At 36.7% G+C, this 13,014-nt stretch carries 14 protein-coding genes and 1 pseudogene; 12 read left to right on the top strand and 3 right to left on the bottom strand.

What is annotated here, in order from left to right; translation table 11 throughout:
* Window positions 1-11: 11 nt before the first annotated feature.
* Window positions 12-764 carry a GAF domain-containing protein gene (locus tag C7H19_RS05060; protein WP_106455806.1) on the top strand — a complete coding sequence of 251 codons (753 nt, stop codon included), beginning with the start codon at window positions 12-14 and terminating at the stop codon, window positions 762-764.
* Here the strand turns inward: C7H19_RS05060 and C7H19_RS05065 are convergent.
* Window positions 751-1,671: a LysR family transcriptional regulator gene (locus C7H19_RS05065; protein ID WP_245927313.1), complete on the bottom strand. Its 921-nt coding sequence runs from the start codon at window positions 1,669-1,671 to the stop codon at window positions 751-753. The two genes, C7H19_RS05060 and C7H19_RS05065, sit on opposite strands and share 14 nt — an antisense overlap.
* A 167-nt stretch (window positions 1,672-1,838) precedes the next feature.
* On the opposite strand from C7H19_RS05065, the gene C7H19_RS05070 reads away from it, so the two are divergent.
* From C7H19_RS05070 to tatC, 3 genes are all read left to right on the top strand, one after another.
* Window positions 1,839-2,111 (top strand): hypothetical protein, encoded by a 273-nt coding sequence (locus tag C7H19_RS05070; RefSeq protein WP_106455807.1) that lies wholly within the window; start codon window positions 1,839-1,841, stop codon window positions 2,109-2,111.
* An 84-nt stretch (window positions 2,112-2,195) separates the two neighbouring features.
* Window positions 2,196-2,948, top strand: coding sequence for a hypothetical protein (locus tag C7H19_RS05075; RefSeq protein ID WP_245927315.1), 753 nt, complete (start codon window positions 2,196-2,198; stop codon window positions 2,946-2,948).
* 246 nt (window positions 2,949-3,194) lie between these two features.
* Window positions 3,195-3,959: a twin-arginine translocase subunit TatC gene (gene tatC / locus C7H19_RS05080; protein ID WP_106455808.1), complete on the top strand. Its 765-nt coding sequence runs from the start codon at window positions 3,195-3,197 to the stop codon at window positions 3,957-3,959.
* Here tatC and C7H19_RS05085 read toward each other — a convergent pair.
* Window positions 3,956-4,273: a DUF3067 family protein gene (locus C7H19_RS05085; RefSeq protein ID WP_106455809.1), complete on the bottom strand. Its 318-nt coding sequence runs from the start codon at window positions 4,271-4,273 to the stop codon at window positions 3,956-3,958. The genes tatC and C7H19_RS05085 overlap by 4 nt on opposite strands.
* Before the next feature lie 57 nt (window positions 4,274-4,330).
* Window positions 4,331-4,579 (bottom strand): Ycf34 family protein, encoded by a 249-nt coding sequence (locus tag C7H19_RS05090; protein ID WP_106455810.1) that lies wholly within the window; start codon window positions 4,577-4,579, stop codon window positions 4,331-4,333.
* Between the two features lie 86 nt (window positions 4,580-4,665).
* Between C7H19_RS05090 and C7H19_RS05095 the strand changes: the two genes are divergently transcribed.
* The 8 genes and pseudogenes from C7H19_RS05095 (at window position 4,666) to gltX (ending at window position 12,761) form a co-directional block, all read left to right on the top strand.
* On the top strand, window positions 4,666-5,901 hold the full coding sequence (locus C7H19_RS05095; protein ID WP_106455811.1) for a tRNA nucleotidyltransferase/poly(A) polymerase-related protein: 1,236 nt from the start codon (window positions 4,666-4,668) through the stop codon (window positions 5,899-5,901).
* 6 nt (window positions 5,902-5,907) lie between these two features.
* Window positions 5,908-6,792: a hypothetical protein gene (locus C7H19_RS05100; RefSeq protein WP_106455812.1), complete on the top strand. Its 885-nt coding sequence runs from the start codon at window positions 5,908-5,910 to the stop codon at window positions 6,790-6,792.
* Between the two features lie 66 nt (window positions 6,793-6,858).
* Window positions 6,859-7,458: a Uma2 family endonuclease gene (locus C7H19_RS05105; protein WP_181280532.1), complete on the top strand. Its 600-nt coding sequence runs from the start codon at window positions 6,859-6,861 to the stop codon at window positions 7,456-7,458.
* Window positions 7,459-7,530: 72 nt separating this feature from the next.
* A pseudogene (locus tag C7H19_RS05110) lies at window positions 7,531-8,106 on the top strand (Uma2 family endonuclease).
* Window positions 8,107-8,154: 48 nt separating this feature from the next.
* On the top strand, window positions 8,155-8,754 hold the full coding sequence (locus C7H19_RS05115) for a Uma2 family endonuclease (protein ID WP_106455814.1): 600 nt from the start codon (window positions 8,155-8,157) through the stop codon (window positions 8,752-8,754).
* Window positions 8,755-8,802: 48 nt separating this feature from the next.
* A complete protein-coding gene (locus C7H19_RS05120; protein WP_106455815.1) occupies window positions 8,803-9,402 on the top strand; it encodes a Uma2 family endonuclease in 600 nt (199 codons plus the stop codon).
* Between the two features lie 85 nt (window positions 9,403-9,487).
* Entirely contained in the window at window positions 9,488-11,287 is a 1,800-nt protein-coding gene (gene ggt / locus C7H19_RS05125; protein WP_106455816.1) for a gamma-glutamyltransferase, read from the top strand.
* Between the two features lie 34 nt (window positions 11,288-11,321).
* The gene (gltX, locus tag C7H19_RS05130; RefSeq protein WP_106455817.1) at window positions 11,322-12,761 is read left to right on the top strand and encodes a glutamate--tRNA ligase; all 1,440 of its coding nucleotides are present in this window, start codon (window positions 11,322-11,324) and stop codon (window positions 12,759-12,761) included.
* Window positions 12,762-13,014: the final 253 nt, after the last annotated feature.

Genomic DNA, 13,014 nt, shown 5'->3' on the forward strand with positions numbered 1-13,014 from the left:
AGAAAGAAGCAATGAATAGCAACAACAATACGGCACTCAAGGCACTGACTCAATCAAAGAAAGACACTCTCACTCTAGTGAGTGAGGAGAGTTTACAAGCGCGCTGCTCTTCAGATCTCGGCGAGATTGCGGCTCAGGCTATTATATGTCTAAAGGCGCAACGCTGTTCGATTTTGCTGTTTACTGAATCTCATTCTGGTTGTCTAGGGGTGAGTTACTGTGCTAATTTTCCTCATTCGGTGACTTCCCAAGTTACTCCGCTAGAACAAGCGATCGCTACTTATCTGAGTGAAACTGGACAATCTTTAATTATTAAAAATAGTAAATTTCTTCCTTTTCCACGGCCGAAAGTGGCTAGATTTAAGTCAACCAGTTTGCTCGCTGTTCCTCTTTTTCAAAATAATCAGATGATGGGAGCCATTATTGTTGAGCATCCAGAAGAGAAAAAGTATTTTGAAGAGACGGATCTAGATTTATTGAGTCTTTTTGCGAAAATTGCTAGTCAAACCCTTCATATCGCTTATTTACAAAATATTTTAAAATCAAAATTTGTCACTTTAGCCGTAGCCAGAGAAATACAAGAAACACAAGAAGCTGATCCCCATCCTACTAAACTCGCTAAAATTGTCGCTAAATCATTTTTTCGTGAAGTCACTCAAGCAGGTTTTAGTCCACCTCAAATCATTGAAACAGCAACAGAAGTTTTACATTTACTTCATTTAACCCTAGCTAAACACCGACAACGTTTATCTAGAGATGATTAAATTGTTCTTTTAAAAGATCCAAAAAGGCAAAAGTAGCAGGGGTTAATAGTGCATCTTTAAGGATCGCAATACCAATCATTCTAAAAAAAGGTACAGGTAAACTATAAATTTGTACTTCTTTTGGTATGGGTACAGCCGCAAGACGAGGAGTAATAGCAGCACCTAAACCTTTAGCAACCATACTAACAATTGTCGCATCAGAACGAACATGATAAATCGCATTCAAAGTCACCCCAAATTTGGCACTATGAGCATAAACCATCGCATCACAAGTATCACCATCAGGAGCCATAATTAAAGGATATTTGGTTAATTCTTCCCAAGTTAAATTCTGTCCTTTGAGTTGGAAATCGGGCGGAATTAAGACGACAAATTCATCTCGCATCAATTCGATAATTTCGAGATCTTTATGAGTCGGTAAATAATAATAAATAATCCCTAAATCGGCTCGTCCTTCTCGTAAATCACTCTCGACATGAATACAATCATCATATTCAGCAATACTAACAGCGATCGCTGGATAAAGTTGGCAAAATTCGGCGATTACTTCTGGCAAAATGTGAGTTGCTGCACTGCGAAACGAAGAGATCCGGACTTGTCCCCCTTTTAATCCTTTGGCTAAATCAGCTTGTTTAATAATATCTTCCATGAGATAACAAATTTGTCGCGCTCGTTCGACAATTTGTTGACCAACTGGCGTAAGATTAGCTCCATAACGTCCTCTGGTGAACAAAACTACCCCTAAATCTTCTTCTAGTGTAGCGATCGCATAACTAATAGCAGATTGGGACATCTGAAGTTGTAAAGCGGCTTCGCTAAAACTACCATAATCTGTGACCGCAATTAAGATTTGTAGTTGGGATAGTTTTAAGTGGTTGGAACGCTCATGATTCATCGTTTTAGCCATCACATTTCTAAGGTGCCTGGTTAGGGACATTATTGTAAGAAAAAGAGAAGAACTAGAGAAGCATCTATCAGTGGGATTGATAGATTATCATCCAATCCATGAATTGTTTATATAATGAACCATTCATAAGATGAGGGTATAGAACAATTTGAAAAACGAGATTCATTATGAAATGCAACAGCGAATCCCTAAACTATCAAGAATCAGAACTATTGTTTCTTTTATCTCCAAAAACTCAATCTACATTTTGGTTAAGTTTACAAAATATTTGGCAAAATATAAATCGTTATTTTAATACATCCTTAGAGTTACAAGTTTGGCGTATGGTCGATCATCAAGGTAATATTTGGTGGAGTGCTTACAATCCAAAAACGAAACAATCTGTTAATCACATATCGGAAGAACAGATGAGAATCTGGATAGAACAAAACTATCGATAGTTATAACAAAAGATTACTAAATGATCATGTAAAATCTGCCTAGGCCATACAATAAACATGATTATTTTAGATTCTTGAGATAAAATGCTGAAAATTCGTTTACCTTACTCTGCTTTAATAATTCCTTTGTGGCTTACCCTTGCTTCATCGGCTCAGGCTCTTAATTTTATCACCGATCGACAAGCTCTCAATGGCAATGATTCAATTGATTGGTCGAGTTTAGGTAAAGTATTCAATCCGTTTAATCCAAATCCTGCCGACTTTTTGAGCAATTCTTTTACAGCTAATTCTGCTCAAGGTTTGGGGTTAGAGGTTGATATTCCACTTCCTGCAAGTGGTATTACTCCCCCTTTTGTTTTTCAAACCGCTAACCCTCCTATTGGTATTCCGACAAATTTCGCCAATGGTGACTTTATTTTGCTAACTGGGTTAACCCCGATGGTTTTTCCTTCCCCCGGAAATCCAGGGGCATTAAGTATCAGTTTTGCTCAACCTGTAAGAGCCGCAGGGACACAGATCGCTGTAGATGACGTTTTTAACTTTACTGGGTTTATCTCGGCTTATGATGTCAATAACAGCTTACTGGGAACCTTTTCACTCTTCGGTATCTCATCCCTTGCCCTCGATAATTCTGCGATCTTTTTGGGAGTCAGCAGCACTAACGCAGAAATTAAACGAATTGAGATTAGTAGTTCTGTGAGCGATAGAGCGATCGGTATTAATACTTTAAGCATTAATAATCCTGCGGTTCCAGAGTCTTCGAGTTCTTTAATGTTTATTGTGGTTGGTGTCGGTTTATTGGTCTTAAAAACACGTCGTAAAGGAAATATATTATGAGTAGTGTTAAAGACATTCCATTCGACCAGATTCAAACTTGGATCAAAATAGAAAAAGAAAAAGGCCGATCTTTGCTTTGATATTGTCGCGGAACTGGCTACCCGTAATGATGTCACAGTTCTTTCAGTCAAAGATTCTTCAGAAAAAAGACATCAACTCATCGTAGATGCCATCAAGAAATCGTGAACCTATAACATCAGTGGAACCGATAGAATTAGGTAAAAGCTTATTTTATTGCTTGATCCTATGGCAGAGACAGAAGTTAAAACCCCTCCTAAATTAAACGACGACACTTATCTTGATGAGCTTCCAGATGAGGTCGAAATGTCATTGTTTGATCACCTCGAAGAATTACGCCTGCGTATTTTCTATTGTCTCCTTGCTGTAGGTGTAGGGATGATTGGCTGTTTTATCTTCGTTAAACCGTTGGTGCAGTTGCTTCAAATTCCGGCAAATGGCGTTAAATTTTTACAGTTAGCTCCTGGTGAGTTCTTTTTTGTCTCGATTAAAGTTGCTGGCTATAGTGGCATACTTGTAGCGAGTCCTTACATTCTTTATCAGATTGCTCAATTTGTTTTACCAGGGTTAACTCGTCGGGAACGTCGTTTACTTGCTCCAGTTTTTTTCGGTTCAAGTGTACTATTTTTTGCTGGTTTGGCTTTTGCTTATATTGCGTTGATTCCGGCTGCGTTACAATTCTTTATTAGTTATGGTGCGGATGTAGTTGAACAAGCATGGTCAATCGATCGCTATTTTGAATTTGTCTTGTTGCTTCTGTTTAGTACGGGGTTAGCCTTCCAAATTCCGATTATTCAGCTAATTTTAGGCTTTTTAAACATTGTTTCGTCACAACAAATGTTATCGGGTTGGCGTTTCGTCGTACTGGGTTCAGTGGTTTTAGGCGCTGTTTTAACTCCTTCGACTGATCCTTTAACTCAATCTCTTTTAGCAGGAGCGGTTCTAGGGCTATATTTTGGGGGTATAGGGATGGTTAAACTGACGGGACATTAACCATCATCTAAGATCCATTCCGAAGCTCGATCACCCAAATCTAAGGGAATGCTAACTGCTTTACCGAGTCGGGGACGTTCGCGGGTTTTAGCAATAAATGATGTTACCTGTTCAACGCCTCCCCAAGCATTGAGATAATTAGTAATTGCGTTAAGATGTTCGATGTATTCCTGTTGAGACAAAGGAAAGGAAACCTGTTCTAAGTATTTCCACATGACTTGAACAAAGATCCTTCCCTTGATGCGTCTAACTTGAATATCGTAGGAATATCCCCACTTATTAAGCAAAAGTTGATGGAGTTCTGATCCGGTCATGAGGCTGCATTAGAATTGATTACAATAGTTTATACACTATGAGATAGATGGTCAATCCTAAGTCGGTACAGCTTCACCAGGGCGAAGTTTAGCCCATTTACCTGTTTCGCACAAAAAACTATTGCAACCGACGACATCCCATTCCATCTCGATATAATCTTCTTTGGGACGAATGTTAACATTAATCGTCGGTTCTGTTGCCTCAAAGTCGGGATTTTCAGTTAAATGGGGTTGTTGATGTTGAATTTCAACAGCGTGATAGGTGGTGCAGCGATCTACGAAATAGCAGTTTACACAAATACACATAGTCCTACTACTCTTCTACTTTTCTGTTAATCTAACTCAAACGGCGAGGTTATGGGTTGATCTTTACTTTTATTTTTGTAACATAAATGGTTCGATACGAAAAAATAGATACTCTGAGATTTTCTGAATTACCGTTTAGTTTAGACTGGTTATCTTCTGATACTTATTTAGTCGGTGGGGCTGTACGAGATGCGCTACTTTGTCGTAAAAAAGAGTATATTGATTTAGATTTTGTCATTCCAGAATTTGCTCTTTGTACAGCGAAAAAAATTGCCAATCACTACAATGCTGGTTTTGTAGTATTAGATCAAGAAAGACAAATTGCTAGAGTGGTTTTTCCCCAAGGAACAGTAGATTTTGCTCAACAAGAAGGAAATACTTTAGAAAAAGACTTACAACGACGAGATTTTACAATTAATGCGATCGCTTATAATCTTCATACTCAAACATTGATCGATCCTTTAAACGGATTAGAAGACTTAAAACGGGGTATTATTAAAATGGTATCATCCGCTAATTTAGAAGATGATCCATTACGATTGTTGCGGGCATATCGTCAAGCAGCCCAACTCAATTTTAAGATAGATTATGAGACGCGATCGACAATTTGTCGTTTAGCCCCACTTGTTGGTAAAGTTGCTGCCGAAAGATTTCAATCGGAATTAAATTATTTATTACGAAATGCACTGGGTAATTATTGGTTAGCTATTGCTTGGGAAGATCATGTCTTAGAATATTGGCTCAAAAATATCACCCAATTAAGCTTAGACAAGATTTCTCATCTTGAATCTACTGCTCAAATTTTATCACAAAAACTGGCTTATTCTTTTCAGTTTACATCAGAAATAATTCTCACTGTTAAACTAACCTGTTTGGTTTGTCCTATTCCTGAAGAAGCAGAACTAGAATTAAATAAAATCAAGTATTCTCGTAATGATATTCGGACAATTACAACCATTTTAAGAACATTTTCTCAGTTGAAAGATGTCAGCATTGATAAAAGTCTTAGACAACAATATTTTTTATTTCAATCAACAGGAAATATTTTTCCTTATTTAGCTCTTTTTGCTCTCTTACATAAAGTTGATTTAGATTGGATTATCTTTTTAATGAATCGTTATCTCGATCCATTAGATCCCGTTGCACATCCTAAACCATTAGTTAAAGGAAATGATTTAATTCAGTGTTTAAAAATTCCTCCCAGTCCAAAAATCGGAAAACTTTTAACCGAACTTCAAATCGCCCAAATTGAAGGAAAAATAACCACAGCAGATGAAGCTATTCAATTAGCAAAAAATTGGTTAATTTTAGATGTTTTATAAATAACTATGAAAATCAAAAATATTATTCAAATATTATTCGCTTTTTCTCCTTTATTAATTATTCTTCCAGTTTTTGCCAAAGCAAGTTTAGAAATTGACGGTGATAAACCACTCAAAGATAAAGAAATTAAATCAGGATTCATCAAAGTTAGAGTAAGTTATCAACCGAATAATTTAGCACAAGATACTAATGGTGATTCGATAGAAAATTTGTCTTATAAAATTTATTATAAAGATGTTTTATATGTTAATGATAAAGCATACAATATGTTTGCACCTGTCGGAATAGATTTACAAGATTTAGATAATAATGGAACAGATGAAGTCATTATTAGAACCTTTAGCGGTGGGGCGCATTGTTGTACAAGTTATTATATTTATACTTGGCAGAACAATAAGTTTAATAAAATCGATACAGGTTTTATAGATGGTGAAGGTGGCGTTTTTGAAGACTTGAATAATGACAAGAAAATTGAATTTATTACCTCAGATAATTCTTTTCTTTATCAATTTAGTTCTTATGCGGGTTCTTATCCACCTACACTTATTTATCAGTTTGATGATGGTAAATTTATCGATGTCACTCGCAATCATCCAAAGCTTTTAATAGAACGATTACAAGATATGTATCAAGCTTATTTAACCGCTAAGAAAGAAGATTATGAACGTAATGGAGTCTTATCGGGTTATGTCGCTCAAAAAATTCTTTTAGGTGAATATGAATCAGGTTGGAAATTTATGTTATCTAATTATGATCGTTCGTCAGACTGGGGATTAGATATTTATAAAGGTGAAAATATTGTTGGAAAACATCCAGATTTTCCTACAGCTTTAAAAGTATTTTTAATTGAGAGAGGATATTTAGATAAAAACGGCAATCCTAAAAAATAAATATTATAATCATCGCTAAAAAAACCTATCATGAGTATGTTAGCTAGATATTTTGGAGCGGATTTTATGACTTTAGCAGAATCTTCAATCATAGAACCAATTCGACTTGATTTCAGCACTATACATCTTACTGATGAACAATTCTATCAGCTATGTATTGCTAATCCAGAACAACCTTTAGAACTAACTGCAAAAGGAGTATTAATTATTATGTCCCCTGTTGGTGGAGAAAGTGGAGAGCGTGAGATAAACTTAGGTAGTCAAGTTTATAATTGGAACAGTCAAACTAAGTTAGGGAAAGTTTTTAGCTCATCTACGGTTTTTCGACTCCCTCTCGGTGGACAGCGATCGCCTGATGTTTCTTGGGTAGAACTCTCACGCTGGAATGCACTAACCCCCTCTCAACAGCAAAAATTCCCCCCCATTGCACCAGATTTTGTTATTGAGTTACGTTCTCGTACTGACTCCCTATCTGATCTGCAAGAAAAAATGTTAGAGTATCGTGCGAATGGGGTTCGCTTGGGTTTACTGATTAATCCTCAAGTGCAGCAAGTCGAGATTTATCGATTAAATCAAGAGGTGGAAATTTTGCGCTCTCCTACAGAAGTCAATTGTGATGAGGTGTTACCTGGATTTCTATTAAATTTAAGCACAATTTGGCAGTAATTTAAAAATAAATTTTAATCATAGTTAGCAAAAATATCTGAGGATTTTATGACTTTAGCAGAATCTTCAATCATAGAACCAATTCGACTTGATTTTAGCAGTATCCATCTTACTGATGAACAATTCTATCAGCTATGTATTGCTAATCCAGAACAACCTTTAGAACTAACTGCACAAGGAGTCTTAATCGTTATGTCCCCTGTTGGTGGAAAAAGTGGAAGGTCTGAAGCAAGTTTAATCGCACAGTTATATAATTGGAACAGTAAAACTAAGTTAGGTGAAGTTTTTAGTTCCTCGACGGTTTTTCGACTCCCTCTCGGTGGACAGCGATCGCCTGATGTTGCTTGGATCGAACTCTCACGCTGGAATGCACTAACCCCACAACAACAACAAAAATTCCCTCCTATTGCACCAGATTTTGTTATTGAGTTGCGTTCTCGTACTGACTCCTTATCTGATTTACAAGAAAAAATGTTAGAGTATCGAGCGAATGGAGTACGTTTAGGTTTACTGATTAATCCACAAGCGCAACAAGTCGAGATTTACCGAATTAATTAAGAAGTGGAAATATTACAATCACCTAGACAAGTCGATTGTGATGAGGTGTTACTTGGTTTTCTGTTAGAATTAAGCACAATTTGGCAGTAATTTAAAAATAAATCTTAATCATAGTTAGCAAAAATATATGAGGATTTTATGACTGTATCAGAATCTTCAATCATAGAACCAATTCGACTTGATTTCAGCAGTATCCATCTTACTGACGAACAATTCTATCAGCTATGTATTGCTAATCCAGAGCAACCTTTAGAACTAACTGCAAAAGGAGTATTAATCGTTATGTCCCCAGTGGGTGGAGAAAGTGGAGAGCGTGAGATAAACTTAGGTAGTCAAGTTTATAATTGGAACAGTCAAACTAAGTTAGGTGAAGTTTTTAGCTCATCTACGGTTTTTCGACTTCCATTAGGTGGACAGCGATCGCCTGATGTTGCTTGGATCGAACTCTCACGCTGGAATGCACTAACCCCACAACAACAACAAAAATTCCCTCCTATTGCACCAGATTTTGTCATTGAGTTGCGTTCTCGTACTGACTCCTTATCTGATTTACAAGAAAAAATGTTAGAGTATCGTGCGAATGGGGTTCGCTTGGGTTTACTGATTAATCCTCAAGTGCAGCAAGTCGAGATTTATCGATTAAATCAAGAGGTGGAAATTTTGCGCTCTCCTACAGAAGTCAATTGTGATGAGGTGTTACCTGGATTTCTATTAAATTTAAGCACAATTTGGCAGTAATTTAAAAATAAATTTTAATCATACTTAGCAAAAATATCTGAGGATTTTATGACTTTAGCAGAATCTTCAATCATAGAACCAATTCGACTTGATTTCAGCAGTATCCATCTTACTGACGAACAATTCTATCAGCTATGTATTGCTAATCCAGAGCAACCTTTAGAACTAACTGCAAAAGGAGTATTAATCGTTATGTCCCCAGTGGGTGGAGAAAGTGGAAATTATGAGTTAGAGTTAGGAACAGATCTAACCATCTGGAACCGCAGAACTCAACTAGGGAAAGTTTTTAGCTCTTCTACGGTTTTTCGACTCCCTCTCGGTGGACAGCGATCGCCTGATGTTTCTTGGGTAGAACTCTCACGCTGGAATGCACTAACCCCCTCTCAACAGCAAAAATTCCCCCCCATTGCACCAGATTTTGTTATTGAGTTACGTTCTCGTACTGACTCCCTATCTGATCTGCAAGAAAAAATGTTAGAGTATCGTGCGAATGGGGTTCGCTTGGGTTTACTGATTAATCCTCAAGTGCAGCAAGTCGAGATTTATCGATTAAATCAAGAGGTGGAAATTTTGCGCTCTCCTACAGAAGTCAATTGTGATGAGGTGTTACCTGGATTTCTATTAAATTTAAGCACAATTTGGCAGTAATTTCTGTAGTGTTAGCTTTATTATTTCATAATCAAATTAATTATATAGAAGTTCTTTAGCAGATGAGTTACGGGAAAAGATTGTCATGAAAATTTTTAAGTTATCAAAATATATAACCATAATTACAAGTTTTTTAATATTTGTAACTTTTCTCGATATCATTATTGCAAAAAGTTTATATCATCCTCTCATTTATCCCTACAAATTTTTAAGCTGGTTAATTACTACTAATTCCACTTCTGCTCAAACAACGAATAATCCTGCTTCTAAAATGACCGTTTCTACTAAAAATAGAATGGTTGTAACGACACAACATGAAGCGACAAAAGTAGGAATACAAATACTGAATCAAGGTGGTAATGCGATCGATGCTGCGGTTGCTATTGGTTATGCACTTGCTGTCACTGATCCTTGTTGTGGTAACTTAGGAGGTGGTGGATTTATGCTAATTCGTTTAGCAAATGGTAAAGAAATTTTTATCAATTTTCGTGAAAAAGCACCTCTCGCAGCTACTCCTAATATGTACTTGGATAAACAAGGAAAAGTTATTACTGACAGAAGTAGAAAAGGATATTTAGCAGTAGGTGTTCCAGGTACAGTAAAAGGGTTAGACTATGCTTTAAATCAATATGGAACTTTATCGAGAGAGCAAGTGATTTCACCATCGATACAGTTAGCAGAAAAAGGATTTATTCTAACTGAAGGTGATATACGCATTTTAAAATTAAACGAGAAAAAGTTTACACAATCTAATGTAGCTGCTATCTTTCTTAAAAACGGTAAAACAACTTATCAAGTAGGCGATCGCTTAATTCAAAAAGACTTAGCTAAAACTCTTAAACTCATTTCTCAAAATGGTTCAGATGTTTTTTATAATGGAGAAATAGCTCAAAAAGTTGTACAAGCAAGTCAAGAAAATCAGGGAATTTTGAGTCTAAAAGATTTTCAGCAATATTCAATTACAGAACAAGAACCTTTACGCTGTAATTATCGAGGTTATAAGGTGATTTCGTCACCACCCCCAGGAGGAGGAACCACACTCTGTCAAATGCTCAATATATTAGAGGGATATAATCTAAAAAAATTAGGCTTTCATACTCCCCAAAACTTACATTTAATGTTATCAGCGATGTTGTATGCTTATGCCTATCGCAATATTTATTTAGGTGATCCAAAGTTTGTCAATATACCTTTAGATATACTTTTGTCGAAAGAATATGCTGAACAAATTAGAACAAAAATATTACCCAATAAAGCGAGAAATCCTGAAGAACTCTATCAACCCATTCTACAACCAGAAGGAACAAACACAACTCATTATTCTGTAGTAGATAAAGATGGAAATGCTGTCGCTGTAACTTATACCATTAATTCTAATTTTGGTGCTGCTGTAATAGCAAGTGATACAGGATTTTTATTAAATAATGAAATGGATGATTTTACCAGTAAACCGGGTGAAGCAAATCAATTTAGCTTAATACAAGGAAATCCTAATCTAATTGAACCGCAAAAACAGCCCCTTAGTTCGATGTCACCGACAATCCTTACGAAAAATGGTCAACTTTTTTTAGTTACGGGTAGTCCTGGTGGTTCAACAATTCCCACGACAATTTTACAGGTTATTACTAATTTAGTCGATCATCAAATGAATTTGGAACAGGCGGTTAATTCATCTCGAATTCATTATCAGGGTTTACCCAATGCTGTCTTAAATGAACCAAATGGGTTAAACGATACAACGATCCAAAAATTATCAGAAATGGGATATAAAATTAATCCTTTTTATAACTGGGGTGCTGCTGAATCAATTTTAATCGATCCTGAAAAAGACTTAATTTATGGCGTAAATGATCAACGGAAACCAGCAGGACAAGCACTAGACTAGAATATAAGACTGCACAAATACATAAGAGGATATCGTGAGCGTTAGAGTTCGTATTGCACCTAGTCCAACGGGAAACCTACACATCGGAACCGCTAGAACAGCAATTTTTAATTGGTTGTTTGCTCATCATCACAGTGGTACATTTATACTAAGAATTGAAGATACTGATATAGAGCGATCGCGCCCCGAATATACCGATAATATTAAATCGGGTTTACAATGGCTTGGTATAAACTGGGATGAAGGCCCTTTTTATCAAACTCAACGCTTAGATCTTTACCGTCAATATATCCAAACCCTGCTAGATAAAGGTTTAGCCTATCGTTGCTATTGTACCCCCGATGAACTCGAACAAATGCGGGAAGCCCAAAAAGCAAGAGGTGAAGCACCCCGCTACGATAACCGTCATCGCAATTTAAGCACAGAACAAGAGGAAGCGTTTATCTCTGAAAGTCGTATACCTGTGATTCGTTTTATGATTGATGACGATCGTGAAATTGTCTGGAATGACGCGATAAGAGGCAAAGTATCGTGGAAAGGGAGTGATCTAGGTGGTGATATGGTGGTTGCACGTGCCGCAGATAGCCAAGATGAAGCGTTCGGACAACCATTATATAACCTAGCCGTCGTTGTCGATGATATTGATATGAAGATCACCCAAGTTATTCGAGGTGAAGATCATATCGCTAATACTGCTAAACAGATTTTATTGTATGAAGCTTATGGCGCATCTGTCCCAGAATTTGCCCATACTCCCCTAATTTTGAATCAAGAAGGGCGAAAACTGTCTAAAAGAGATGGTGTAACTTCGATCGATGATTTCAAAAAAATGGGATTTTTACCCGAAGCAATGGCAAATTATATGACGTTGCTTGGTTGGACAGCCCCCGACTCAACGCAAGAAATCTTTACACTAGAAGAAGCAGCTAAAGTCTTTACTTTAGAACGAGTTAATAAAGCGGGTGCAAAGTTTGATTGGGATAAATTAGACTGGGTTAATAGTCAATATTTGCATCATTTACCACCAGAAAAATTAGTCGATTTGATCATTCCTTATTTGCAAGAAGCAGGATATCAAGACTTAGGCGATCGCACTTGGTTGTTAAAGCTTGCTACACTAATTGGCCCCAGTTTAACCCGTTTGACGGATGCAGTAAAAGAAAGTCGTTTGCTATTTGGTGAAACACTAAATTTTACCGAAGATGCACTAAATCAACTTAAAACTACTGGAGTTAAAGAAATTTTGCAAGAGATTTTAAGCAAAATTGAAGCAGAATTAACCGAAGAAACTGCCAAAGAAATTGTTAATCAAGTTACGAAATCTCAAGGTGTTAAAAAAGGCGTTGTTATGAAGTCTCTCCGCGCTGGTTTAATGGGAGAATCACACGGGCCAGATTTGATGCAATCTTGGGTATTACTCCATCAAAAAGGTTGGGATAAGTTACGTTTACAACAATCTTTGTCTGCGATGTAATTCAACTTGTGTAGGGGTCGCGGAAGGCAAGGGGCTGTGTGCCGAACTTGTTCGGTACCCTGTAAGCCCCGTCGACTGCACGCCGTATCACGGAATTTTAAATTCCGTGAGCGGTGCAGTTTGGTATCCAAACCCTTAATAACTTTTTTTTAAGAGAAGTAAAAATTACCTAAAAATAGATATTAAAAACTTTAAATAATAGTTTTTTTAGGTTATAATAGAGATAATTTTTTCTGCTAACTAGCCAATATTG

Source organism: Aphanothece hegewaldii CCALA 016 (assembly GCF_003007785.1).
Lineage (GTDB): Bacteria > Cyanobacteriota > Cyanobacteriia > Cyanobacteriales > Microcystaceae > Chroococcus > Chroococcus hegewaldii.